This window comes from Chryseobacterium sp. BGARF1, from assembly GCF_001677955.1.
Lineage (GTDB): Bacteria > Bacteroidota > Bacteroidia > Flavobacteriales > Weeksellaceae > Chryseobacterium.
The window spans coordinates 42,321-68,491 of the sequence record NZ_LELA01000090.1; the positions used below are offsets into that span (position 1 = coordinate 42,321).

At 32.3% G+C, this 26,171-nt stretch carries 30 protein-coding genes; 21 read left to right on the forward strand and 9 right to left on the reverse strand.

Annotated elements, in window-relative coordinates:
- The first annotated feature begins 191 nt into the window (after window positions 1-191).
- From AB671_RS17020 to AB671_RS17065, 10 genes are all read left to right on the forward strand, one after another.
- On the forward strand, window positions 192-2,417 hold the full coding sequence (locus tag AB671_RS17020) for a type VI secretion system Vgr family protein (RefSeq protein WP_157444235.1): 2,226 nt from the start codon (window positions 192-194) through the stop codon (window positions 2,415-2,417).
- Window positions 2,417-3,121, forward strand: coding sequence for a hypothetical protein (locus AB671_RS17025; RefSeq protein WP_066679045.1), 705 nt, complete (start codon window positions 2,417-2,419; stop codon window positions 3,119-3,121). Before AB671_RS17020 ends, AB671_RS17025 begins: the two co-directional genes overlap by 1 nt.
- A 92-nt stretch (window positions 3,122-3,213) precedes the next feature.
- A complete protein-coding gene (locus tag AB671_RS17030) occupies window positions 3,214-3,945 on the forward strand; it encodes an ankyrin repeat domain-containing protein (protein ID WP_066679043.1) in 732 nt (243 codons plus the stop codon).
- Between the two features lie 68 nt (window positions 3,946-4,013).
- A complete protein-coding gene (locus AB671_RS17035; RefSeq protein ID WP_066679041.1) occupies window positions 4,014-4,580 on the forward strand; it encodes a hypothetical protein in 567 nt (188 codons plus the stop codon).
- 6 nt (window positions 4,581-4,586) lie between these two features.
- Entirely contained in the window at window positions 4,587-4,931 is a 345-nt protein-coding gene (locus tag AB671_RS17040) for a DUF4280 domain-containing protein (RefSeq protein WP_066679039.1), read from the forward strand.
- A complete protein-coding gene (locus tag AB671_RS17045; RefSeq protein ID WP_157444236.1) occupies window positions 4,921-6,645 on the forward strand; it encodes a hypothetical protein in 1,725 nt (574 codons plus the stop codon). Before AB671_RS17040 ends, AB671_RS17045 begins: the two co-directional genes overlap by 11 nt.
- 2 nt (window positions 6,646-6,647) lie before the next feature.
- Entirely contained in the window at window positions 6,648-7,016 is a 369-nt protein-coding gene (locus AB671_RS17050; RefSeq protein WP_066679033.1) for a hypothetical protein, read from the forward strand.
- Window positions 7,013-7,711 carry a hypothetical protein gene (locus tag AB671_RS17055; RefSeq protein WP_066679031.1) on the forward strand — a complete coding sequence of 233 codons (699 nt, stop codon included), beginning with the start codon at window positions 7,013-7,015 and terminating at the stop codon, window positions 7,709-7,711. The genes AB671_RS17050 and AB671_RS17055 overlap by 4 nt, the downstream gene beginning before the upstream one ends.
- Before the next feature lie 97 nt (window positions 7,712-7,808).
- Window positions 7,809-8,540, forward strand: coding sequence for a hypothetical protein (locus tag AB671_RS17060; protein ID WP_066679029.1), 732 nt, complete (start codon window positions 7,809-7,811; stop codon window positions 8,538-8,540).
- A complete protein-coding gene (locus AB671_RS17065) occupies window positions 8,540-8,893 on the forward strand; it encodes a DUF4280 domain-containing protein (protein WP_066679027.1) in 354 nt (117 codons plus the stop codon). The genes AB671_RS17060 and AB671_RS17065 overlap by 1 nt, the downstream gene beginning before the upstream one ends.
- Before the next feature lie 335 nt (window positions 8,894-9,228).
- Here AB671_RS17065 and AB671_RS17070 read toward each other — a convergent pair whose 3' ends face one another.
- From AB671_RS17070 to AB671_RS17085, 4 genes are all read right to left on the reverse strand, one after another.
- Window positions 9,229-10,038 carry an enoyl-ACP reductase gene (locus tag AB671_RS17070; RefSeq protein ID WP_066679025.1) on the reverse strand — a complete coding sequence of 270 codons (810 nt, stop codon included), beginning with the start codon at window positions 10,036-10,038 and terminating at the stop codon, window positions 9,229-9,231.
- Window positions 10,039-10,160: 122 nt separating this feature from the next.
- On the reverse strand, window positions 10,161-10,460 hold the full coding sequence (locus AB671_RS17075) for a hypothetical protein (RefSeq protein WP_066679022.1): 300 nt from the start codon (window positions 10,458-10,460) through the stop codon (window positions 10,161-10,163).
- 169 nt (window positions 10,461-10,629) lie between these two features.
- Complete coding sequence (locus AB671_RS17080; protein WP_066679020.1) at window positions 10,630-11,484, reverse strand: nucleoside phosphorylase; 855 nt, start codon at window positions 11,482-11,484, stop codon at window positions 10,630-10,632.
- Between the two features lie 378 nt (window positions 11,485-11,862).
- On the reverse strand, window positions 11,863-12,186 hold the full coding sequence (locus tag AB671_RS17085) for a translation initiation factor (RefSeq protein ID WP_066679018.1): 324 nt from the start codon (window positions 12,184-12,186) through the stop codon (window positions 11,863-11,865).
- Between the two features lie 353 nt (window positions 12,187-12,539).
- Between AB671_RS17085 and gpmI the strand changes: the two genes are divergently transcribed.
- The 5 genes from gpmI to AB671_RS17110 all read left to right on the forward strand — a co-directional run bounded on the left by gpmI (window position 12,540) and on the right by AB671_RS17110 (window position 17,468).
- A complete protein-coding gene (gene gpmI / locus AB671_RS17090; protein ID WP_066679017.1) occupies window positions 12,540-14,081 on the forward strand; it encodes a 2,3-bisphosphoglycerate-independent phosphoglycerate mutase in 1,542 nt (513 codons plus the stop codon).
- A 149-nt stretch (window positions 14,082-14,230) separates the two neighbouring features.
- The gene (locus tag AB671_RS17095; protein WP_066679016.1) at window positions 14,231-15,211 is read left to right on the forward strand and encodes an acyl-ACP desaturase; all 981 of its coding nucleotides are present in this window, start codon (window positions 14,231-14,233) and stop codon (window positions 15,209-15,211) included.
- A gap of 93 nt (window positions 15,212-15,304) precedes the next feature.
- Window positions 15,305-15,736, forward strand: coding sequence for a BT0820 family HAD-type phosphatase (locus AB671_RS17100; protein ID WP_066679014.1), 432 nt, complete (start codon window positions 15,305-15,307; stop codon window positions 15,734-15,736).
- Between the two features lie 155 nt (window positions 15,737-15,891).
- On the forward strand, window positions 15,892-16,701 hold the full coding sequence (gene map, locus AB671_RS17105) for a type I methionyl aminopeptidase (RefSeq protein WP_066679013.1): 810 nt from the start codon (window positions 15,892-15,894) through the stop codon (window positions 16,699-16,701).
- Window positions 16,701-17,468 (forward strand): class I SAM-dependent methyltransferase, encoded by a 768-nt coding sequence (locus AB671_RS17110; RefSeq protein ID WP_066679012.1) that lies wholly within the window; start codon window positions 16,701-16,703, stop codon window positions 17,466-17,468. The genes map and AB671_RS17110 overlap by 1 nt, the downstream gene beginning before the upstream one ends.
- A 50-nt stretch (window positions 17,469-17,518) precedes the next feature.
- Here the strand turns inward: AB671_RS17110 and AB671_RS17115 are convergent, their stop codons facing one another.
- From AB671_RS17115 to AB671_RS17125, 3 genes are all read right to left on the reverse strand, one after another.
- A complete protein-coding gene (locus tag AB671_RS17115) occupies window positions 17,519-18,220 on the reverse strand; it encodes a T9SS type A sorting domain-containing protein (protein ID WP_066764845.1) in 702 nt (233 codons plus the stop codon).
- 41 nt (window positions 18,221-18,261) lie between these two features.
- Entirely contained in the window at window positions 18,262-18,588 is a 327-nt protein-coding gene (locus AB671_RS17120) for a DMT family transporter (protein ID WP_066675715.1), read from the reverse strand.
- Between the two features lie 205 nt (window positions 18,589-18,793).
- A complete protein-coding gene (locus AB671_RS17125; protein ID WP_066675713.1) occupies window positions 18,794-19,357 on the reverse strand; it encodes a Crp/Fnr family transcriptional regulator in 564 nt (187 codons plus the stop codon).
- Between the two features lie 264 nt (window positions 19,358-19,621).
- Between AB671_RS17125 and era the strand changes: the two genes are divergently transcribed.
- Window positions 19,622-20,497 (forward strand): GTPase Era, encoded by an 876-nt coding sequence (era, locus tag AB671_RS17130; protein WP_066675711.1) that lies wholly within the window; start codon window positions 19,622-19,624, stop codon window positions 20,495-20,497.
- Between the two features lie 69 nt (window positions 20,498-20,566).
- The gene (locus AB671_RS17135) at window positions 20,567-20,995 is read left to right on the forward strand and encodes a DoxX family protein (protein WP_066675710.1); all 429 of its coding nucleotides are present in this window, start codon (window positions 20,567-20,569) and stop codon (window positions 20,993-20,995) included.
- Between the two features lie 110 nt (window positions 20,996-21,105).
- Here AB671_RS17135 and fsa read toward each other — a convergent pair whose 3' ends face one another.
- The gene (gene fsa, locus AB671_RS17140) at window positions 21,106-21,759 is read right to left on the reverse strand and encodes a fructose-6-phosphate aldolase (protein WP_066675707.1); all 654 of its coding nucleotides are present in this window, start codon (window positions 21,757-21,759) and stop codon (window positions 21,106-21,108) included.
- A gap of 140 nt (window positions 21,760-21,899) precedes the next feature.
- On the opposite strand from fsa, the gene AB671_RS17145 reads away from it, so the two are divergent.
- Window positions 21,900-22,385, forward strand: a complete 486-nt coding sequence (locus AB671_RS17145; RefSeq protein ID WP_066675705.1) for a YdeI/OmpD-associated family protein — start codon at window positions 21,900-21,902, stop codon at window positions 22,383-22,385.
- A gap of 38 nt (window positions 22,386-22,423) precedes the next feature.
- Here AB671_RS17145 and AB671_RS17150 read toward each other — a convergent pair whose 3' ends face one another.
- Window positions 22,424-22,984: a tetratricopeptide repeat protein gene (locus AB671_RS17150; protein WP_066675703.1), complete on the reverse strand. Its 561-nt coding sequence runs from the start codon at window positions 22,982-22,984 to the stop codon at window positions 22,424-22,426.
- 188 nt (window positions 22,985-23,172) lie between these two features.
- Here AB671_RS17150 and pepE point away from each other — a divergent pair, with 188 nt between their 5' ends.
- The 3 genes from pepE to dacB are packed head-to-tail and all read left to right on the forward strand — an operon-like array spanning window position 23,173 to window position 26,170.
- Entirely contained in the window at window positions 23,173-23,865 is a 693-nt protein-coding gene (gene pepE, locus AB671_RS17155) for a dipeptidase PepE (RefSeq protein WP_066675701.1), read from the forward strand.
- Between the two features lie 5 nt (window positions 23,866-23,870).
- Entirely contained in the window at window positions 23,871-24,749 is an 879-nt protein-coding gene (locus tag AB671_RS17160) for a hypothetical protein (RefSeq protein ID WP_066675697.1), read from the forward strand.
- 47 nt (window positions 24,750-24,796) lie between these two features.
- Window positions 24,797-26,170, forward strand: coding sequence for a D-alanyl-D-alanine carboxypeptidase/D-alanyl-D-alanine-endopeptidase (dacB, locus tag AB671_RS17165; RefSeq protein WP_066675695.1), 1,374 nt, complete (start codon window positions 24,797-24,799; stop codon window positions 26,168-26,170).
- Window position 26,171 lies beyond the last annotated feature (1 nt).

Sequence of the window (26,171 nt, forward strand, 5' to 3'; positions counted from 1 at the left end):
ACTCTACAGCAAAGATAAAAGTGCTATTCCCAAAACAACAAGAATGTTAATATAGATTAATTACATCATAAGATTTTTACTTTTGATGAATCGTAGTTTTACTACACTTTTAAAAATTTAACAAAAAAAAGTTCTTTAATTGATGAAATAGTAGTAATCTTATTATACCAAATTAAAACACAAAACATAACATGAAAAATAAAAACTCTAATTCTGAGAAGATTTTGGAGACCCATATTTCAGGTATTAACCGTGTGGTTAAGCTTGATATTGTGGTGAATGGAAAATCTATCAGCCATTTTAAACACTTTCGTTTACAGCAAAGTGCAAAAACACATCATAATTTCGAGCTTATTCTTGCACATGATTCATTGGGAGAAATCCAAAACCACAATCTTGAACAAGCACAACAGTTTTTAGGAAAACGAATTACTATTGTTTTCAAATATAAAGACCTTGAAAATGAAAGTCCTGAAAGAACTTTTGTAGGTATTGTTACCAAAGTAGCATTCAGTCAGGAAAAAATGAGCTTGGGAAACATTGTATTGAAGGGGCAAAGTCCTACAATCCTAATGGATTCTGCACCACACACCCAAAGTTTTGGAGGTAATCAGTCTGTTAATACATCTATTATTGCAGATAACATCATTAAAGAAACATTGGGAACAAATGATTTTGATTTCAGAATAGAAACCCAAAATAATGGTTACATCAATTACAGTGCGCAATATTGTGAAACCCATTATAATTACCTTTCACGTATAGCAGAAGCCTATGGAGAACAATTTTATTATGATGGAGAGATATTGCACTTCGGAAAACTTCCTCCAAGTGAAAAGCCTGTAAAGCTGGTTTATGGAAGCAATGTTACTGATGTACAAGTAGAGTTAAAAGCAGTACATACAAAGCCTGAATATTTTGGATATAGCAGTAGTAATCACGCTAAAATGCTGGGTTCAGACAACTCTATAAAGCATTTGGGTGATTTATCCTCAAAAGCCTATGAATTGAATGATACAATCTTCAAAACACGTTCACTTACTCCAACCCCTGTAAATGCAAATATGTTTCTTGATGTGGATGATTCCCAAAAAAGTGCAAGAGGAAGTAAAGCTGTTGAGGTTTTTACTGTTTCTGGAAATACAACTGTTCCTTTCCTATATATTGGCTGTGTAGCCGATATTGAAATGAGAAAACCTGATTCTAATGAAACATCTTACTTTACAAAATTAATGATGACCGAGGTAAGTCATGAAGTAAATGCCAGAGGATATTATACAGGAAGCTTTGAAGCTATAGCAGAAGGAACAGGCTTCATGCCTAAACCTGACTTTATGACCCCAAAAGCTGAGCCACAAGTTGCGACTGTGATATCAAATATAGACCCACTCAACCAAGGAAGAATACAGGTGCAGTTTGATTGGCAGTTAAATGATACCACTCATTTTATCCGAATGATGAGTCCAGATGCAGGAGGAACGGGAGCAATTACTCAAAACAGAGGATTTGTAGCTGTTCCAGAAATTGGAGACCAAGTGATGGTAGGTTTTGAATATCAAAATCCTGATTTTCCTTTTGCAATGGGTGGAATGTTTCACGGTGGTGTAGGATTGGGAGGTGGTATGGATAACCGTGTGAAATCTTTACAGACAAGAAGTGGGCATAGATTGGTCTTTACAGAAGATGAAAGTATTTTATTGACAGATAAAAGTGGTAATGAATTGAGATTTGATACAGAGGGAAGTAACATCAATATTACTGCCCTTGAAACAATTACCATAAAATCCAAGAACCTGAAATTTGATATTGAAGAGAATATTGAAACCAAAGCAGGAAAGAATATGGATACTAATGTTGGGCAGAACATTAAGATTATCGCCAAACAAGAGATTAGCCAAGACAGTGGGAAGAAAACTATTATCAATGCTGGAACCAATACTGAAATATCAGCAAAAGCTCATTTAGACCTTTATGGCAAAGAAAAGTTTATTGGTTATACAGATGGACAGACAGAGTTTGGAGCAAAAGACAGAATGCATGTGTATGGGGCTAACTCATTATTAACTGCTAAAGATAAGATTGAATACAAAGCTCCACAGATGAATAAGCTACCTCAGAATGGAGAGTTTGAGTACAACAAAGAAAAACAGATTGTAAATGTACAGTGGATGGATGATGTGATGGAAAACAACATACAGCAATCTCATAGAGGAAACAAAGCAAGTCTTTTGGTTTACACAAGAAATTATGAAGAAGGTGACAGCATTAGTTTAAAAGTAGTTGATAAGAATGGTAAAGAAATTAAAGAGGGTCAAAAAGAACTCATTTTATCAGGAACAGTTAATAAAGAAGGTTATGCTATTTTAAAGGAAGCTATAGAAATACCTAAAAATAAAACACAAAAAAATAATGCATAATGGATGAAATAGATGAATTAAATTTAATAGTAGCCGAAATTGATGGTAGAAATGTCTTAGATTGGGATGTTACTTTGAATATAAAAAACTTAGGAGTACTAATATTTTATGGAAATGGTGCAGAGTTAGGAGATTTTGGGCAATTTGCAGAAAGTTTGAAAAAAGAAAAATTGAAAACATATCCTAAAGAAAATATCATTATTGTTTCGATGCAGAACAAAAATTTATTTTTTGATTATTTGAGTAAATTCAATAAGTTTCAAATAGAAGAGTTGCATGTTTTTTCACATGCAGCAGGAGGAGGATTGTATCTTGGTTATCACAATCAAGAAAGTGCAACTTCAAGAACTATAGCTTATAATCAGAGTGTAAGACGAGGAACAAAAATTACCTATGAGGAAGTAATAGAAGCTGAGGTAGGAGCATTATTCACAGATGATTATTTAACAAAAAAAGCTTTGAAAGTAAAAAGCAATAAAACATTATTTAGTCCAACTGCAACAATAAAATTTTGGGGTTGTAATTCTGGAGTTTCAAATTGGGTATATTCAGATACCCCACCCACATATTATTGGAGTGCACTTAATGAGAAGAACACTCCAAAACCTTCTATAGCACAAGCAACTGCTGATTTTTTTCAAAGAGAAACGTTTGGAGCAACAAGTGGCTCACACATTGAATTTTTGGTTAATGGAAAATGGTAAATTATGAAAAAACAACCAAAAAATCATCAAGGAATACGATTGCACCCAGATAAAGGAAATTATAATTCTTATAAACCTTAAATGTAAACCAAATGAGAAACATTATCACTGTTTTATTTTTTATTTTCTATTTCACAACTAATGCACAAATTTCTGAATGTGAGAAACTGAACGAGACTATCATTCAAGGAAATCAAACTGAATTTAAACGAATTCTTTCAAAAAACATAGATGTAAATTGTAGCACGAAATATGGTGGAGTTCCGTTAGGAACTGCTTGTGCCTATGGAAACAAAGAATTTGTTAAACTTTTACTTCAAAAAAAGAGCAACCCAAATATTATTCAATTCTACAATGGGAAATCTCTTGGGACACCACTGTTTGATGCTTTATCAATTTGTTCACAGCAACTTGAGCCTAAATTAGTAGACCCAGTAAAAATTAAATTAACAAAGAAAGGCACTAAAAAAGAGGAATGTAATAAAAAAATTAAAAATGATATTGCCAAGATATTAATTGAAAATGGTGCAGATGTATTAGCAATTAATGAAGATAACACTACAACATTGATGATGGCTTCTATGTATGGACGTTGTAAAATTCTTACATTATTACTAAATAAAGGAGTGAATATTAATGCTCGTAATAACTATGGAAATACTGCATTAATTTATGCAGCTAATAACAATGATTACAATTCAGTAAATATTCTGATTTTAGCAGGTGCTGATGTTTTAATAAAAAATAATGAAGGTAAAACAGCATTAGATATTGCAAACGAAAATAAATTTGAAAAAATAAAAAAATTATTATCATCAAAATAACGAATTAAAATTGTAGGTAAAATGATTTGAAATAAAATTATTTTCTAAAGACCATAAGTTACATAAAAATGAAAAAAACTAAATTCTTTTTTATAATCATATTTGCTTTCATCAATTCGTTTTTTTCATGTCAACAATTTAAAAACCAAAATTTCACCACAAAGGAAGTAGATAAAGTTGTCATATCAACTGTTTATTTTAAAGATAAGACTACAGAGCCACAAATATTAAAAAAAGACAGTGTAACGATGTTATATTATCCAAGTGGGGTTGAACCTAACGAAAGTATTGTAAAAACGGGGTCTGCTAATTTAAACAAGGGTGAAATAAAAAAATTAACATCTTTATTACAAACACCAATCTCTGGGCATGCCTTACCATATCAGTATGATATACAATTAGATTTTTACAACAAAAATAAAATTGTTCAAACAGCTACAATTTCTTCTGAGACTAAAAATTTAATTGTAAAAAAAATAGGATGTAAAACTAAGATTGATGAAAATGAACAGGAAATTGTCCCTTGTTTCTTCATAGGAATGGTATCAGATAGTTTGAAAAAATATGTTGTTAGTTTATTGAAGAATAAAAAGCTGTGGAATAAAGAACAACAATTCATGGAAGATTATAAATAATACAACATGCCACAACACATCACAAATACAACCCAATTACAATGTGATAAAGGTACATCTCCAACACCTATCACAGTAACAAGTCAATCCTTTATGAGTATTGAAGGGAAATTGCAGGCTACAGAAGAAGATAAGCAACCTAACACTAATATAAAACCCTTTGGACAATGTAAATTAAAACCAACGTCAGGAGGTTTTTTATCTTGTATTCCTACTCCAATACAATGGCAAGATACTTCGGTTTTTGAAATTGATGGCAAAAGAGAATTGTTAGATTGTTCTATTTGTCAATGTTCTGTTGGTGGAAAAATATCTATTGTTAAAGCCGCTCAAAATTTTGTTGAAGAATAGAAAGGGTATTGGTTTAGGAGGAGGTGTGGATGATTATTTACGCTCAATTCAAACCAAAAGTGGTATCAAGGTTTTAATGAATGACGCTGAAAGAAGTGTAACGATTGAAGACCCAAGTGGAAATGTTTACTTTATGGACGGACAAGGTAATATCAATGTTACTGCTCCCAATAAAATAACAATGAGTGCCACTGATGTTGAAATTAATGCCAATAATAATTTTGATATTAACGTGGCTAATAATATGACATCAACCGTTGGAAATACGGCACTAATGAATTATCTTCAGAAAACATTGATGAATACACCTATCATGTTACAAACTGTATCTGAATTATTTCATACACAAGCAACAAAAACAATTATTAATACTGAAAATGAATTATTCATTCAAGCAAAAGAAGCTAATTTAGCGGGAACTCAAAAACTGTTTATGCACTCTGACCAAAACACCATTGTTAATAGCAAAGGGGTTGTTGATATGCATGGTAAGCAGGGGAATAATCAAACCAATAAAGCGCAACCATATAAAAAGATTCCAATTTACATGGATGGCAGATGTTTTGTTACTTTTAGACCTAAAACTAGTTGGAATGGAAAATATGGTTTTGATTGGATGAGACTAGGAGACACTTCTTTACCAGGAGACACCAGAGCAAATGCCTACAAATTTATCTCATCAGATTACAATAAGTTGAAAACAGCCTATCAGCAGAGAACATTTACTAGAAAAGACGGTAGAGGAAGAAGAATAACATTTACTTACTTTGTGCCATGGCTTACTTTGTATCCTAAAAATGAAGTTCCAAAAGGGTTTACTCATACTTCTGCAACTTTGGATGTCACCATTGATGTTGAAGTGGCTCCTCTAAGATTAGAGATTGAATATGATAAATCATTATTTACCATTGATAAGCAGAGTTTTTCACAAACATCTAAAGGTGTTCATAAAACTACAATTACAATAACATGCATTAAATCTTTTGAAAAGTATAAAAACATTCAAGTTGTTTCAGTATTTAAAAATGCAAAAGGAGAAGAAGAAAAAGCTTTAGCGGGTAAAATGCTGGTTACTCCTAATAAACAACGTTACAAAGTAGATTGTGTGATTGTTAGAGTAAATACAAATATAAATGGAACAGTTTCCATGAGTACACCTTCTCCAAATAGACAGTCGGTTTTAAAAAAATATTTAAGACAAGCATTAGTTAACCCAAATTTTCAAACCACAATTGATTTAGATTTAACTTCAAATACTGATGCTTCAGGAAGAACAACTAATTTAAGAACATTATTTAATAATGCAGCTAATGTAACAGGAGGTGCTATCCCAAATGGAGCAACTGATGCCATTCAAATATTTTTGAATTTTCAGGTTAGAGCCAAATATGGAAACAAGTATGATGATGTATACAAATTTTATTTCATTGCCCAAACTACGGGTGGACTTTATGGGCGTGCATTTGGAATTCCTTCAGCAGCTAAATCTGTTGTTGTATATAATCCTGGTTTTACTGATAGCACTATTGCTCACGAAGGTCTTCATGCAATGGGATTAAAACATCCTTTTCATGGAGGAGACCACATGTTTCAACGTGCAACAACTGACAACATTATGGATTATTCCGATATAGAAGCCAGTCCTGCAATTCCTGTTATTCAATTGTGGCATTGGCAATATGCATTTATATATCCAAATGTAAAAAAAATATAGTAATGAAAATAGCAGTATTTACATTATTCGCTGTATGTTCAATATCTTGTAATAATAAAATAGAAAATACAATATACGTGGCAAGAGTTGGTTCCTCTTGTGCTAAAACAAATACAGGTGGATTTATGATTTATGATTCTTGTAGATTAAATTTTAAAAAAGATAGTGTTAAAGTTCATTATTATCAAATAGATACTGATAATCCAAATGAAATTAGAGAAAATAGAATTGAAAATCAAAAATACACTTTTGAGGAAGACTTAGTAAAAATCAACAATTTTCGATTTGGCAAACTATTTTACAAAGAAGATTTTCTTTTTACAATATATAGAGTCGAAGACAATGATACTTTAAAATTTTATAAAAAATGAAAAAAATAGCATTAATTAGCTTATTATTAGTAATAAATTCTTGTCATTCTCAGGACAAAGAAAAGAAGAATGATAATAAAGAAGGCAAATCATCAAATATAAAAATAGAAATCCCAATAAACCCTAAAACCATGCAAACATATACAACAGAAAAATTTGACATCGAAAATTATTTTAAACACTCCAATAAAATTAGCAGAACTTATGAATACGAAACCAATAATGGTAAAATAATGGAGACAGATTTTGATAATTCTTTTATGAAAGTATTAACCCCTAAAGGTTCACTTTTTACCACTCAAAAAGAGTATTACAAAAGTGGACCATTAAAAAGTAAATGGGAAACCTTTGGCGATAGAGGCTTTATAAAAGGCATTCGTTATGAATATGATGAAAAAGGCAAATTAATAAAAGCAGAAGATTATGATAAGCCTTTCAAGTTTACTTGGGAACAGGTAAAGAAGTATGTTGAACAGGATTTAAAATTAGATTTTTTTAAAGATGAAGTAAACATAAATAACTATAATGGATTATCAGGAGGAAAACCAACATGGGACATTAGTTTCAAAGGCAATTACAAGGATGTTTTTGGAGTTTATTATGTTACTTTAGACGGAACAGATGGAGAATTATTAAAAGTAAAAAAAATACTGGGTCGTGATGGAGAGCAACAAATAATTTTTGAAAAAAAGTAAGTGTTTTTTCACGCACAAAAAATTACTGATAATAATTATTATGCGATTAGGAAATGTGGATAGTCGAATATTCAGACACTTTAAAATTTTATAAAAAATGAAAAAAATAGCATTAATTAGCTTATTATTAGTAATAAATTCTTGTCATTCTCAAGACAAAGAAAAGAAGAATGATAATAACGAAGGCAAATCATCAAATATAAAAATAGAAATCCCAATAAATCCTAAAACCATGCAAACATATACAACAGAAGAATTTACAGAACAGGATATTCAAAAATATAAAAAAAATAAAATTGATGGCGGATATGAATATATTAGAGCGGACGGTGCAAAAGTACTTGAAACTGATGATGAATTAATATTATTTACCAGAGATATCACCCCTAAAAATTCTCTTTTTACTTTAAGTAAAGAATATCATCCTAATAGACGTTTATGGATGAAATACAATCGTTTCGTTAATGGAGGTTTTATAAAAGGTGTTTTTTATAAATATGATGAAAGTGGCAAACTAACCAAAGCAGAAGATTATGATAAGCCTTTCAAGTTTACTTGGGAACAGGTAAAGAAGTATATTGAACAGGATTTAAAATTAGATATTTTGAAAGATAAAGTTGGTATTGGCAACGATTTGGAATATCCTGATTACAATTTTCCAACTTGGAATATTAGTTATATTGGAAAGTATAAGGATAATCCGAGAGGTGGTATTATAAGAATAATGCTTAATGGTATTAATGGAGAAGTATTACTTGTTGAAATACAACTTGGTAAAGGAGGCGAAGGAACTACTGTTGAGACTTTATATAAAAAAGAAAGTAAATAATGCCACAAAAAATCACAGATACCGCCCAACTATCATGCAATCAAGGAATTATGCCCAGTAATCTTACGGTTACCAGTCAGAATTTTTCTACGGCGGACGGAAAAATGATTGCTACAGAACAGGATAAACAGGCTATGGTTAATATAAAACCTTTCGGGCAATGCAAGCTAAAGCCAACAACAGGCGGGTATTTACCTTGTATTCCTGCACCGAAAATATGGCAAAAAACAACAGAGAAAGATACTATCAACAATTACAAAATTCTTACTGAGGATTCTTTTTGTATGTGTAGCACTGGCGGTAAAATTGAAGTAGCAGACAAAGGACATGGTGAAAAACATGAGATTCAATAATTTTTAGATTAAGGTTTCGCATATTAAAACAATTTCTAAACATTAAATTTGCTGATAATTTAAATAGAATGGAAGAAAAAATAATCAGGTTTAAAACCTCTCCCCGAATCGCTCATAAAAGACATTCAATTTTTCCTGAAAGTAAATATTATAACAAACATCCACTCCCGTTTGTTACTCTTACATAAATAGGCGTTACGCCTTCGCCGGGTTTTCATTAGATTTCAAGTGTACTAATACCTTGGGTTTCGCTGAATTTATTTTTAGTAAAAAATTCACAAAAAAAACCGAAACAAAAATGCTTCGGATTTAATTATTTAGAGTGAAAATTTCACTTATTCAACATCATATTTGCTGATCACTTTCTGAGTAACTCCAGAGCTGCTGAATCCTCCATCGTGGAAAAGATTCTGCATGGTTACTTTCTTCGTTAAATCCGAGAAAAGAGTTACGCAGTAGTCTGCACATTCTAGAGCTGTAGCATTTCCAAGTGGAGACATATCTTCAGCATATCCTAAGAAACCTCCGAAACCTTTTACGCCGCTACCAGCAGTAGTTGGAGTAGGAGACTGAGAAACTGTATTTACACGCACTTTTCTTTCACCCCAATAGTTTCCGAAAGTTCTTGCGATACTTTCCAAATATGCTTTGTTATCAGACATATCGTTATAATCTGGGAATGTTCTTTGAGCAGCAATATAAGTTAATGCCAAAATACTTCCCCATTCGTTCATACAGTCTTTTTCGTAAGCTACTCTCATTACTTTATGGAAAGAAACTGCTGAAATATCCCAACCTTTTTCCAACCAGTCGTAATTCATTTCGGTATAATGCTTTCCTTTTCTCACGTTGATAGACATACCGATAGAGTGAAGGATGAAGTCGATTTTACCGAATTTCGCAACAGCAGCATCAAAAAGTTTTTCAAGATCTTCGATAGAAGTTGCATCTGCACCGATCACCTCAGAACCTGTTTTTTCTGCTAAACCGTTCAATTCTCCCATTCTAAGAGCGATTGGAGCGTTTGACAGGATAAATTCTGCGCCTTCTTCGTGGCATCTTTCAGCAACTTTCCATGCGATAGATTGTTCATTAAGGGCTCCAAAAATAATTCCCTTCTTGCCTTTAAGTAAACCGTATGACATAATTTTTTAATGTTTATTGATCCACAAATGTAATGATAATTTGTGTTTACAACATAATAAAAAACGAAGCCTTCCTAAAAAGACCCCGTTTTTCTTTGATAATATATAAAAGACTAATAAACTTAGTTAGTTTTTTTGTTCCATTCTGCTTTTACATCTTCTGCAGCATCTTTGGTTTTTTCCCAAGCTTCATTCGCTCCATCTTTGATATCTTCCCATGTATCTGCAGCATTAGCTTTTACCCTGTCTAGCCAATCTTCATGTTTTGCTTCTTCATCATTATTCCTTTTCTCATTGATATAGTCTCTGGCTTTGTCTGCTAAGTCACTAATTTTCCACTTAGCTTCTGTTGCTGCATTTTTTAGAGAATTTTCTGTGTTATCTACCGCTTTTTCTGCTTTGTTGTAATCCTGATTTTCCATTATGTTAATATTTAAGTGTTATACTATAAGATTAAACAAGAACTATTCCTAAAAACAAATGATGCTGTTAAAATTTTCATAATGTTTAATATTCGTTTTTTATAAGCACGAACATGAGATTAACTACAACAAATAAAAAAGGATTTCAAATAATGAAATCCTTTAAATATTATTTTATGATTCTGTCGAGAACCCACTCAATCAAATTCTTTTCAGAAGCATGATGGTCTGATGAAAACTCACCACGTCTTCTGTTGGCAATCACGTTATTTACGGTAATTGCTTTGTGGCCTAGCAATTTTGAGAAAGCATAAATTGCAGATGTTTCCATTTCAAAATTGGTAATTCCTAGATCATTCAAAGTCTCAAGAAATTTATCATCCAAAGCTTTTAAACGAAGCTGTCTTCCTTGTGGAGCGTAAAATCCAGGGAAAGTAGCTGTATTTCCGTGGTATTTGGCATCTTTATACAATTCGCCCAATTCTTCAGACCATTCAGAGAAATAAAGCATGGGCTTAATTTTTTCGTACGGAAATTTTTCAAAGAAATTTTTAGAAAATTCATTTTCAAACTGATAATCCTGATAAAAATGCATCAAACCGTCAAGCCCAACCACATTTTGAGTAACCAACATATTGTCAACCTGCACATCAGGATTTACACTTCCGCAAGTTCCCATTCTGAATAATTCTAATGACTGATGCTCAGATTTAAATTCTTTTTCTTTTAGATCAATATTGACCAAAGCATCAAGCTCGTTCATTACAATATCAATGTTTTCGGTACCGATTCCGGTTGACATTACAGAGATTCTCTCACCACGCAAAGTTCCTGTGTGAGTGTAAAATTCTCTTTTATTTTTTTTTACTTCAACTTTGTCAAAGTACTTAGAAACCTTTGGAACTCTGTCCGGGTCACCTACCAAGATTATTTTGTTGGCAATATCTTCTGGTAACAGGTTAAGGTGATACACACTTCCGTCTTCGTTCAGAACCAATTCTGAAGCTGCAAGTTTATTTAGCATAATTATTTTATTAAAAAAGGGAGGTGAAGATAAGGATTTTGTTTTATAAAAAGCGAATCACTTAAAAGATAATCTTTATTTAATTTAAGATTAAAGTTCCGGTAATATTGAAATCTTAGATTTGCGTTTTAATAATTACACTTTCTCTTTTGCTGTCGTCATGTTCTTTGTCGATGGCAATTTTTTATTAAACCACAAAAGCGGCAAAAGATTTTATGATGAAATAGGCTATTCAAAAGCTAGTAAAACAAACTATTAGATGAAAATTTACATTTTGGGAACTTTTGAATTTCTCTTTTTCAATCATTTCTTTTGATTCTTTTGTTATTAAAAAGCATTTTAAGTTTTTTTAATCCTCAAAATAAGTTGAAATACAGCTTATCCGCCGACTCTTTTCGTTTTGTAACCCATATCTTTTAGAATAGCCATAATCTTATCACGGTTATCTCCCTGAATAATAATTGTTCCGTCTTTTTCAGAACCACCGATTCCTAAAGTGGTTTTTATTTTTTTTGAAATCTTTTTCAAATCATCTTCACTGCCTTCCCAACCTTCTACAATCGTTACAGGCTTTCCGTTTCTGCCTTTCTTTTCAAATTTACAAACCAGAGGTTCTTTCTGCTTAAATTCTTCTTCGGGCATTTGAAAATCCTGTTCTTCATGCTCAGGAAAAAGGTTTTTTAGTTGGTCTCTTAAATCCATAAAACAAAATTAAAAATAATATTTATAATTCGGGATAATTTAATTTTAATCGTAAATATCATTTTAAAAAAATCTGATTTTCTCTAATCTACTATAACTGAAAATTCTTAGTATTCTTCGATAAGTAGAACGCCTTTGCGAACTTAAAAACAGGTAGTTGTTAAAAAAAAATCTTAGCGACCTTTGCGTTAAAATTAAGTATTATAATCAATAACGAATAATCAATAAGAATTCTAAGTTAGATTGACTATTTGGAATAGTTTTCTTTAAACTTTTAAGCAAAATTTAAACCTTGAAAATTCTTCAATTCACTTTAAAATCAATAAATTTGTTTGTTTAAAAATCAAATTAAAATGTCTAAAAAAGCAATATTGGCAATACTTGACGGATGGGGTTTGGGAACAAATCCTGAAGTTTCTGCATTAGCTCAAGCAAATACACCATTCATAGATAGTTGTTATCATAGATTTCCACATACAACTTTAGAAGCGAGCGGTTTGGCAGTTGGTCTTCCGGCTGGACAAATGGGAAATTCTGAAGTAGGACACATGAATTTGGGAGCAGGTAGAGTAGTATACCAGAATTTGGTAAAACTAAATATGGCTGTCGAAAACGGAACTTTAGGACAGGAAAAAGTAATTCAGGAGGCTTTTGCTTATGCTAAAAGAGAAAATAAAAATGTACACTTCATAGGATTGGTTTCCAACGGTGGAGTACATTCACATATCAATCATTTAAAAGGACTTTTGTCTGCAGCAAAAGAATTTGGTTTAAATGAAAACGTTTACGTTCACGCATTTACTGATGGTAGAGATTGCGATCCGCATTCAGGATTGGGCTTTATTGAAGAGCTTCAATATCACATGGCACAGACTACAGGAAATCTTGCGTCTGTTACAGGAAGATATTATGCGATGGATCGTGACAGAAGATGGGAGCGTGTAAAATTAGCTTACGACGCCATGGTTGAAGGAGTTGGTTTACAGACTACAAACGCATTGGCTGCTATAAAGGCTTCTTATGACGAAAATATTACCGATGAGTTTATCAAGCCAATTATTTTAGTGAAAGAAACTCAGATTGGAAACGTTGTTCCTGTAGGAAAAATCGTTGATAATGATGTTGTGATTTGCTTTAACTTCCGTACAGACAGAGGTAGAGAGATTACAGAAGTTTTGTGCCAACACGATATGCCTGATTATTTCATGCGAAAGCTGGATCTTCATTACGTTACATTGACCAATTACGATAAGACCTACCAAAATGTGCATGTTGTTTTTGACGAAGAAGTTTTAAAAGACACAATGGGTGAAGTTTTAGAAAGAAACGGAAAAACCCAGATCAGAATTGCTGAAACTGAAAAATATCCTCACGTTACGTTTTTCTTTTCAGGAGGTCGTGAAGAAGTATTTCATGGCGAAAAGAGATTGCTTTGTCCGAGCCCGAAAGATGTACCGACTTACGATTTGAAACCTGAAATGTCTGCTTATGAAATTACAAATTCTATTTTACCTGAGCTGGAAAACGAAACAGCAGATTTTATCTGTTTAAATTTCGCAAATACTGATATGGTAGGTCACACCGGAGTTTTTGAAGCTGCCGTAAAAGCTGCCGAAACGGTAGATCAATGCATCGAAAAAGTAGCAACAATGGCTTACGAACATGGTTATGCCGTTTTCATTTTGGCAGACCACGGTAATTCTGATGTAATGATGAATGCAGATGGTTCTCCAAACACACAGCATTCAACTAATTTGGTTCCATTAATTGTTATGGATAAAGATAAAAATTGGGATTTAAAACCAGGGAAGTTAGGAGATATGGCACCAACGATTTTATCAGTAATGGGTGTAGAAATTCCTGCAATTATGATAGGTGATATTTTAGTAAGCTAAAAGTGAATAATATTATCAAAAAAATACCGTTATCATTGTGATAGCGGTATTTTTTATGATTTATGTCAGAAATAGTATGACTTACATATTATATTATGTCACAAATAACAAATAAATCTTATCTTTGTAAATTATAAATATATTATTTGATGTATAATGCTCTCGTAAGAAAAGAAGTAATGGGTATTTTGGAAAAGGAAGTCGGTTCTTTTCTCGATAAGTTTTTGACTCCAATTGAGAAAATCTGGCAACCTTCAGATTATTTACCAGATCCTTCTAGCTCAGATTTTAAACATGACTTAGAAGAAATTCAAACTTTCGCTCAAGAAATGCCTTATGATCTTTTTGTAACATTGATTGGGGATTGTATTACTGAAGAAGCTTTACCTTCTTACGAATCTTGGCTAATGAGTGTTGAGGGAATTGATCAGGAAAAAAGCGGGCCGACCTGGGCAAGCTGGATCAGATCTTGGACTGCCGAAGAAAACAGACACGGTGATTTACTTGGAAAATATTTGTATTTGTGTGGTAGAGTTAACATGAGACAGATGGAAATTACTACCCAATATCTGATTAGTGATGGTTTTGATATCGGAACCAGCATGGATCCTTATAGAAACTTTATTTATACAAGCTTCCAAGAAACAGCAACCAACGTTTCACATAGAAGAGTAGGTACTTTGGCAAAGCAAACAGGGAACGGTAAACTGGCAAAAATGTGTGGTGTAATTGCTGCAGATGAAGCAAGACATGCTAAAGCATACAAACATTTCGTAGCTAAAATTTTAGAATTAGATCCTTCTGAAATGATTTTAGCATTTGAAGATATGATGCGTAAAAAAATCGTAATGCCAGCTCACATGATGAGACAGTCTGGTCAAAAAGCAGGGGAGCTTTGGGGGCATTTTTCTGATGCTGCACAAAGATGTATGGTTTATACAGGTCAGGATTACATCAATATCATGAAAGACCTTCTTGATGAGTGGAAGATTGAGCACGTTACAGGTCTTACTGAAAAAGCAGAGAAAGCTCAGGAATATCTAATAAAGCTTCCTTCAAGATTACAAAAAATTACAGACAGAATTTCTACTCCTGATTTACAGTTTGAATTCAACTGGGTTAAAAAATAATAAGATTTTAACAATAAATTATAAATTGAAGTGCCGGAGTTTTTCGGCACTTTTTATTTATTTAGTATCTTTGCCCAGCTAAAAACGCAGAAAATGTTAAATAATAAAAAAATTGCTGTTGATTTTGACGGAACTATTGTAGATGACGCATATCCTGCAATTGGGAAGACTAAAATTTTCGCCTTCGAAACACTCAAAAAACTTCAGGCTCAAGGTTTTAGACTGATACTTTGGACGTATAGACACGGAAAGGCTTTAGATGAGGCTGTAGAGTTTTGCCAAAAGAATGGTATTGAGTTCTATGCTGTTAACTCAAGCTTTGAAGGAGAAGTTTTTGATGCTGAAACTCAGTCTAGAAAATTAGATGCAGATTGGTTTATTGACGACAGGAATTTAGGAGGTTTTCCGGGTTGGGGAGAGATTTATAACATCATCAACGAAAGAATAGAGTTCCGAGTAGAAGGAAAAGAGGTTTTAGCATATTCAAAACTAAAAAAAGAAAAGAAAAAAGGATTATTCTGGTAAGATTTGAGAAATTAGAAGTTAGATGTTAGAAATTAGTTTTAATATCACTTTTAATAATTTTATCAAGAAAGTAAAGATGTTTATGATTAAAAGATCTATTCAGGAAGTTGAAAATCTAATATCTAACATCTAATATCTAACATCTATATTAAAAAATGATTCAATTAAAAACAATAGACGAACTTCGTCTTATGAAAGAAAGTGCTCAGTTGGTTTCTAGAACATTAGGAATGTTGGCAAAAGAAATTAAACCGGGAATTACTACTTTATATTTAGATAAATTAGCACACGATTTTATTAAAGATCACGGTGCTGAACCAGCATTTTTAGGATACGGAGGTTTTCCGAATTCTCTGTGTATCTCACCAAACGAGCAAGTTGTACACGGTTTTCCTAATAAGGACGAAATCAAGGAAGGCGATATACTTTCCGTAGATTGTGGTGCAATTCTTAACGGTTATGTTGGTGATCATGCTTATACTTTCGAAATTGGTGAAGTAAAACCTGAAACCAAAAAATTATTGAAAGTTGCCAAAGAATCACTTTACAAAGGAATTGAGCAGTGCATCAGAGGAAAAAGAATTGGTGATATTTCTCACGCTATCCAAAGTCATTGCGAAAAAGAAGGATATGGAGTAGTAAAAGAGCTTGTTGGCCATGGTTTAGGTAAGAAAATGCACGAAGACCCTCAAGTTCCGAATTACGGAAAACAGGGAAGTGGAAAAGTAATTAAAGACGGTTTAGCTATTGCTATCGAACCGATGATCAATCTAGGAACCGAAAAAGTAAAATTCCATAATGATGGTTGGACGGTTACAACACTAGATAATCAACCTTCGGCCCATTTTGAACATGATGTTTGTGTGATTAATGGTAGACCTGTTTTATTATCAACTTTCCAATATATTTATGATGCCTTGGGTATTGTAAGTGATGAAGAAAAGCCATTTCAACTGGATTTTTAATGAAAAAGCTGACTAAGTTTTTATTAAATAAAATTCCTCGTCCGATGCTTATTAAGATGAGTATTTGGGCGCGTCCGTTGATCTATCAGTTTTTCAAGGGTGATAAATTTTATGACCCTATTGATGGCAAATCTTATCGTAAATTTCTTCCTTATGGCTACGGAAAGCAAAGAGAAAATGCTTTATCTCCAGGAACCTTAAGTCTTGAAAGACACCGCCAAATGTATCTTTACTTACAGAATGAAACTGATTTTTTTATTAAAAATTATAAAGTTTTGCATATTGCTCCTGAACAGGAATTTCTGAGAAAGTTTAAAAGAATGAGTAATCTCAACTATATTTCTGCCGATCTGTATTCGCCGATTGTAGATGTAAAAGCTGATATTTTAGATTTGCCTTTTGAAAATGAAAGTTTCGATATTATCTTTTGTAATCACGTTTTAGAGCATATTCAGGACGATGCTAAAGCGATGAGCGAGCTGTATAGAGTAATGAAACCAGGAGGTTGGGGAATCCTGCAGGTTCCTATGAAAAATTCTTTGGAAAAAACCTACGAAGATTTCTCAATTACCGACCCGAAAGAAAGACAAAAACATTTCGGACAGTATGATCATGTGCGTTGGTACGGGATGGATTATTTCGATCGTTTGATAAACGCGGGTTTTGAAGTGGAAGCTAATTTTTATTCGCAGCAGTTTTCTGATGCAGAAATTAAAAAATATGGTTTAAGACTTAACGAAATTTTGCCAATCGTTTTAAAGAAATAAAAAAATCGGCTTCAAATCTTGAAGCCGATTTTTTATTATAAGCGGAAAATTTATTTTTTAATAAAAATTTCTGATTTAAAGTTTTCTATACTTAAAATATATTGTCCGGTTGCAAAACTGCTTATATCTATTTTTTGAATTTTATCCGATGTTAAAGTTTCAAATAAAATCTTTCCTGAGAGATCATTGATCTTCAACTTTAAGTTCTTTTCGACATTCTCTATGATTACAAAATCTGTAGAAGGATTTGGGTATAATTTGAAAGCTTTCTTAATAGCGTTTTCCTTTGTACCTAAAAATGAATTATTATAATAAATTTTATCTCCGGTTGTTACTTTTGTTATAATAAGCGTTTTCGAATTGCTATTATTTACAATTTCATAATTAAAAATTGCTCCTGAAGTTGTATTCAAATAAAAATCGCAGTTTTTCTGGTCATAAGCTTGAGCTGCAGCAGCATTTGTACCATTATAAACTGCCAACGTACATCCACCACCTTGTCTTGTAAAGCTGTCTGTCACCGTATTAAAAGTAATCGTTGAATTTGCTGAATTGTAATATGAAGAATTAAAATTATAATTACCTCCATTATTAGCGAACAAAGACGTACCCGTAGAAACTTGCATTACAGGAGTATCAGACGTCTGATTACTTAATACAATTTTTGAAATATACCAATCATTATTAAAAAGTTCAGCATTTTGTCCAAATAATGAACAACTGATAAACAGAAAAAATAGTTTTGTTCTCATAGAAAAGTTTTTCCCAAATATAAGAAATAAACCATTTACTTTTAATGAGAAACTGCTTTCAATCCAATTACAGAACCAATCAATGTTGAAATGAAGAATATTCTCCAGAAACTTGCAGGGTCTTTAAACACTAAAATTCCTACCAAAGCTGTTCCTACAGCTCCAATTCCGGTCCAGACTGCATAAGCAGTTCCGATAGGTAAAGTTTCTGTTGCTTTGATGAGCAAAAGCATACTGATGGTGAGACAAACCAAAAATCCTCCAAACCACCAATACATCTCGTTTCCAGTGGTTTCCTTTACTTTTCCGAGGCATGATGCAAAAGCAACCTCAAAAATTCCTGCGATGATTAAAATAATCCAGTTCATTACTATTTAATTTTATACCACAAAATTGAGGTTTTAAAGTGAAATAAAATTTTACAAATGTTAAAAAATGAAATTTAAGTATGAAATTTATTTAAGATGGGAATAAGTATGATTTGCTCTGTAGGAATAAAACCTTTGTAGAAAATTTATAAAAAAATTATGAGCTCCCCTAAGGAGCGAAACAATACTAGAAATTCAATTTTAATTATTTAATTTCTGCTCGAATTCTGCTAAGACTCACCTGAGTAATTCCTAAATAAGAAGCGATATAACCAAGCTGAACTCGTTGCAATAAATAAGGTTTTTCTTTCAGCAAGTCTTTATACCTTTCCGTTGCCGTTTTGTATTGTCGGGATATGATTAATTCTTCGGTTTTTACCAGTTCCCGTTCTGCAAATTTTCGTCCCCAATTTGCAATGTGAATGTCTTCATTATAAAGCATTTTGAGTTTACTGGTTTCCAATCTGTAAAATTCGCAGTCTTCCAGAAGTTCTATATTTTCATAGCCAGGTTTTTCATCTACATAACTTTTCATGGAAACTACAGTTTCGCCTTCAGTTCCAAACCAAAAAGTGATGTCGTTGTTTTCTGTAGAAGCATAGGCACGAACAATTCCTTTTTTTAAAAAATAGAGGTAAGGAATCACTTTATTGGCTTCCATCAGGCAAAATCCTTTAGGATAATTAACTTTTGAAATATGTTGTACCAAACTTTCTTTTGAAGCTTGAGGAAGTGAGTAAATAGTATCTATAATCTCTTTAATATTCATTAGAATAATTGTTTGGAATTAACAGCGAAAGTTTCCAATTTTATAATCATTATTAAATAGTTGAATTAAAAATGAAAATATAATGAAGTCAAACGTCTTTACAGTCTTAAAAGTATTTAGTTTAACAAAAACTCTACAGGCTGTATTCATTAAATTTAGTTCAAAAATAATCTTTTTTAAGCATCTAATTTTCAATATTGGCCGAAAGACCAGTTTTGTTTTACTAACTTTGCAAATCGTAACAAAACGAATTAATACTTTTATATGCACAAAGCAGGATTTGTAAACATCGTTGGAAAGCCAAATGCCGGAAAATCTACCCTTCTGAATCAGTTGATGGGAGAGAAGTTGGCAATTGTAACGCAAAAGGCTCAGACAACACGACATAGAATTTTTGGAATTTATAATGAAGAAGACTTACAGATTGTATTTTCTGATACTCCCGGAGTTTTAGACCCAAAATACGGTTTGCAGGAAAAAATGATGGATTTTGTAAAAGACTCTTTACAGGATGCAGACGTTTTCCTTTTCATTGTAGATGTTACTGATAAAGCTGAACCATCAGAATTTTTGATTGATAAATTGAATAAAATTCCGGTACCGGTTTTATTGTTACTGAATAAAATTGACCAAACCAATCAAGAAGGTCTAGAAAAAATAGCGACCGAATGGCATGAAAGAATCCCAAAAGCTGAAATTCTTCCTATTTCTGCGTTAAATGCTTTCAACATAGATATTATTCTCCCGAAATTAAAATCAATGTTACCCGAAAGTCCGGCGTACTACGATAAAGATATGTACACCGACAAACCTGAGCGTTTCTTTGTAAACGAGGCTATCAGAGAGAAAATTCTTTTAAATTATGAAAAAGAAATTCCATATTCTGTAGAAGTGGTAACTGAAATGTTTAAAGAAAAAGAAGGCATTATCTTTATCGATTCTATTATTTATGTAGAAAGAGATACCCAAAAAGGGATTATCATCGGTCATAAAGGTGAAGCCATCAAAAAAGTAGGAACTGAAGCAAGAATTGATCTTGAGAAATTTTTCTCTAAAAAAATTCACTTAAACCTTTTCGTAAAAGTAAAAAAAGACTGGCGAAAAAATGACCGCGATTTGAAGAATTTTGGATATAGATAGACTAAAACGTCTCTATTCATCGTTGTATTAACGGATATTTTTATTAACTTTAGTTAAAATTTTCAGTCAATGAGCTATTCAAACACAAAGGCGAATCCTATAATTTTTGATATTGTACTATTTCTTGTAAGATTGTTTATAGGTTTTGCGATGATTTCGCACGGTTTTCCGAAACTTCAAACATTAATTGACGGCGGTGAGATTCAGTTTTATGACTTTTTAGGTTTAGGCCCGAAAATATCTTTAGGATTAACTGTTTTTGCTGAATTTGTTTGTTCAATCTTCTTAATTTTAGGATTATTTACTAGAGTTGCAGCAGGATTTTTAATCTTTACAATGGCTATTGCAGCGTTTGTAGTTCATGGAGCAGATGGTTTTGACAAACGAGAATTAAGCTTATTGTATCTTTCAATTTACTTGATAATTATTACATTTGGAGCCGGAAGATTTTCAATTGATGGAATGATTGAAAAACGAAGAAGAGCTTCAGATTGGTAATCAATCTTCATAAAATAAAAAATCCCGAAACATTTTGTTCCGGGATTTTTTTATGTGAATTTGAAATATTTTATTCAACGAAGGAATATCAAATCTCAAACTTCAAATTCTTACGCCAATTTTTGAGAATCTGCAACAAACTGAGCCAAACCGCTGTCTGTTAAAGGATGTTTCAATAAGCTCAAGATTGGAGGAAGTGGTGAAGTGATAACGTCTGCACCAATTTTTGCACAGTCAATAATATGCATAGAATGACGGATTGAAGCCGCTAAAATCTCAGTATCATACATATAGTTATCAAAAATCAATCTGATTTCTTGAATCAAATTTAAACCGTCTGTAGTAATATCATCTAATCTTCCCAAGAACGGAGACACATAAGTTGCACCCGCTTTAGCCGCTAAAAGAGCTTGCCCTGGAGAGAAAATCAAAGTACAGTTTGTTTTAATTCCTTTATCAGAAAAATATTTCAACGCTTTGATACCGTCTTTAATCATTGGAATCTTCACCACAATATTTGGGTGAATTGCAGCCAATTCGTCACCTTCTTTGATCATTTCTTCGTACGTTGTAGAAAGTACTTCAGCAGAAATATCTCCATCTACGATCTCACAGATCGCTTTATAATGATTCTTGATTGCTTCATCACCTTTAATTCCTTCTTTAGCCATCAATGACGGGTTGGTTGTTACACCATCCAAAATTCCAAGGTCTTTCGCTTCTTTAATTTGCTCTAAATTAGCAGTGTCAATAAAAAATTTCATTTTGTTTAAATTGATTTATTTCCGCAAAGATAAACATTCCATTTTGAATTATTAGTTACGAGATTTGAGTTTCGAGGGTTGATTCTTGTATCGTTCGACACGAATCCCGTAGCTCGAATCAAATTTATAACTTTGAAAATATGAAAAACCAATTCATTGCAAAGCTCGAAATCATAGGAATCAATCCTTTTGTTTTTCTTCCGAATGAAATTTTAAATGAAATATTTGAAGCTTCAGGAAAAGATAAAAGCCCGATTCCTGTGAAAGGAACTGTAAATGGTAACGAATTCAGGCAAAATTTAATGAAATATTTAGGAGAATGGCGGTTGTACATCAATTTAACAATGCTAAAAGATTCTCCTAAAAGAATTGGTGAGATACTTGAAATTTTTGTTGAATTTGATCATTCTGACCGAACGATTTCAATTCATCCGGATTTAGAAAAAGCAATAAAAAAAAATCTTATTGCTTTACAAAACTTTGAAAACCTCATTCCTTCAAGAAGATTGGAGTTGATTCGTTACATTAATAATTTAAAGACTGAAGCAAGCATCCAAAGAAATATCGATAAAATTATTTTGTATTTAACTGGTAAAACAGATTTTTTTTCCAAAAAAATCAAATAAAATGCCCGAAGAATATATATTTTTCGGGCATTTTATATTTATGAGTTAAGGGCTTGACTTAATTTTATAGCATCTTGATTACTGGGATCATATTGAATTGATTTGGCAATATGCTCTTTTGCTTTATTTGGGTCATCTTTTTGTTCGCTAAATGCGATATAATAATAAGCATAAGCCAGATTTTTCTTACTTGCTTCAATCTCTTCCGGTTTTTTTACAGTCGCAATATATTTTTCGTAAGAAAGTTTAGCATTCAAATCATCTTTAGCCGATTGATAAGAATAGGCTTGACTGTAATACGATGGAGCCCAATCTGGTAACAACACAGAGATTTTTTTCCAGGTGATGATTGCGTTTTGCCAATCTGTAGCATCCTGATAAGCTGTCGCTAATTTAGCAAGAGATTCAGCATCTTTAGGATTAGCTTCAACTTGTTTTTTCAACCCCTCGATTAGAGGATTGGTTTGTACCTGAGTTGCAGAAGCAGTAACTTTCACACTGTCGGTTTTTGGAGATGTTTGCGCTACAGCAGCACCCGTACTTCCTATCATCATTAAAGCGACAAACAGTTGTTTTGTATTAATTTTAATCGTTTTCATATTATTTTACATATTTAAAATTGTAAATAATGATGTTCAAGAATAATTCCATTAAAAAGAAAGTTTTAGAACTCTTAAGTTTTTTTTGATGGTATTAACAGTTATCAGACTTTTTTTAGCGTATTTTTTGATTCTTACGTTGTTTGAGTTTATCTTTGTTTCATTACAAACCCATTATATTTCATACAATGAATGTATTATTAGCCTCAACTTCTACACTTTTTGGCGGAGAATATCTTGAATATTTAAAAGAAGAACTTATTAATCTATATAAAGGAATTGATGAAATCATCTTCATTCCGTTCGCAAGACCAGGCGGAATTTCACACGATGACTACACTTCAAAGGCAAAATCCTTTTTTGAAAATATCAATATTAGTGTCAAAGGCCTACATGAATTCGAAGATAAAACCGAAGCATTACATTCAGCAAAAGGATATTTTACAGGTGGTGGAAACACTTTTTTACTGGTTAAGACTTTGCATGAAGAAAACTTGATGTCTGTTTTAAAACAAAATATAGAAAATGGTAAAGCCTATTTAGGCTGTAGCGCAGGAAGTAATATTGGCGGACAAAATATGAAAACTACGAATGATATGCCGATTGTTTATCCACCAAGTTTTGAATGTATGGGATTGGTGCCTTTCAATCTCAATCCACATTATTTAGATCCGAATCCTGATTTAAAACATAACGGAGAAACGAGAGAAACCAGAATCAAAGAATTTTTAACGCAAAATGACATTAAAGTTGTTGGACTTCGTGAAGGAAACTGGATCAGAAAAATTGGTGATAAAATTACTGTTGAAGGAAACGAACTGACAAGGATTTTCGAAAAAGGAAAAGAGCCATACGAAATTAAATCAGGAGCAGAACTTTAATCATTATGGAATTCTCTAAAGACGCAATAAATCAATTTGTTGAAAGCAATTTATCAAACTTTTCGATAAACGGTTCAGGGTGGCATTCGTTAATTCGAGACATGCTATATGAATTTTGTATTGCTGGCTGGAATTTAGATGAAAAAGTATTTGGAAAAGAAAAATTTGGAGGATTACGCTGTTATGTTTCTTCTCCGGATGAAGCTTTAAATAAAAAGATTCAGGAAATTAAAAGTAAATACATAAGACTCTCAGGAAAAACTTGTGAAAAATGCGGAAAGGAAGGAAAAGGTAGATTTGTAAATTCTTGGGAAACAACTCTATGCTTTGATCATTATTTTGAAACGATTAATATTCTTGAAATTGATAATGATGATGATGTGAAAATCAATGGTAAATATGTTTTTAATACGAATGAAATTAGTAGAATTGAGATTCGGAATTCCTACAGGCAAATAACATTATATATTTCATCTTCGTTTACGGATAAAGAAAAAACTTTCCACTTTGCCCGTTGGGAACCTAATTTTTATTTGTTATTAAATTCAATTCCTCAGCATCTTTTTTCAAATGAAGATAAGACATATATCAAGTCAATGTTTCAAAATCTTAAAGATTGTGAAATTTGCGGATATAAATCAGTTTTTGAAAATCGTTGCGTAAGATGCCTTAAAGAATCATGGAATAATTCTCTTTTAGAATATTATGACAATAAATTAGAATACATAAAAGAAATCCAGATGGATCTTTTTATCGATGAAGATGACGACGAAAAAGTTCGTCAGTTTGACAGATCATTTGAAAAACTTCCTGATCATAAATTTATCTTTAATGATGAAGAACTCAAAAAATATAAAAAAGAATTGCAAGAAATGGATTTATAAATAAAAATGCAATAATTTAAAATTATATTTGAATAAACATTTCTTTCATGAAAAAATCGTTTGCCTTAATCATATTTTCAACACAAATTATTTTTGCTCAAAATGTTGCTCAGAAACTAGATGATGCTACAAAAAACCTGATGAATTCTTCATTGGCAATTTCATCCAATCTATCTTTTTATGTTACCGACGAAAGCGGAAATTTAGTGTATGAATTTCAAGGAAACAAAGGACTTTCAACAGCTTCAACTCAGAAAATTTTCACTGCAGCAGCAGCTTTGGAGACTTTAGGCAAAAATTACACGTACAAAACAACATCATCCTATTCAGGAACAATCTCTAATGGAAATTTAAACGGAAACCTTTTCATTACTTCAAACGGTGACCCTACTTTGGGAAGCTGGAGATATGAAGATTACAAACCTGAAAATTTCAAGCAAAAACTGATTGAAGCAGTTAAAAAATCAGGAATTACAAAAATCTCGGGTGATTTAGTGATTGATGATTCTTATTTTGACCATCAAACCATTCCAGGAGGTTGGCCGTGGGACGATTTAGGAAATTATTACGGAGCAGGCGTTTGGGGCGTAAACTGGCGCGAAAACCAATTTGATATCAACATCAATGGAAATGATTTTAAAAGTTTTTCTTACCCTTTAGAAAATGTAAAATGGCTGAATGATTTAAAAGCAGCCGGAAGTTCAGATCAAAGTTTAATTTTTACGGCACCCTATTCTGATGTTGCTTTAATTAATGGAAGTTTACCGGTAGGCAAAGTATCAACTGTTTCAGGTTCTGTTCCGAATCCACCTTTGCAATTGGGTGTGGAAGTTCAGAAATGGCTAAAAGAATCAGGAATTGACTTTTCAGGAAAAGTGGTGACCAATTCTCAATTGGAAATAGAAGGAAAAAAAACTTTGGAAACTCCCAAAAACAATATCATTCTTACTTACGAATCGCCAACTTTAGATAAAATTGTGTATTGGTTTTTGAGAAAATCGGTGAATTTATACGGTGAAAATTTAATTAAAACCTTGGGTAAAGAGAAAAAAGGAAACCCAAGTTTCAAAAGTGGGATTTCTTATTTGAAAGAATTCTGGAAATCTAAAGGAATCAATTCTAATATGATCAATTTTGCAGACGGAAGTGGACTTTCACCACAAAACTATGTTTCTGCAAAAGCACAGGTGCAGGCTTTAATTTATGCTAAAAAACAAACTTGGTTTGAATCTTACTATGATGGATTTCCTACCCAGGATAATGGGATGAAAATGAAAAGCGGAACCATGCGCGACACCAAATCTTTCGCAGGTTACCAGACATCCAAAGACGGAAAAAAGTATGTATATTCAATTATTATTAACAATTATTCAGGAAGCGCAAGTACAGAACTGCAGAAGATTTTGAATATTTTAAAATAAA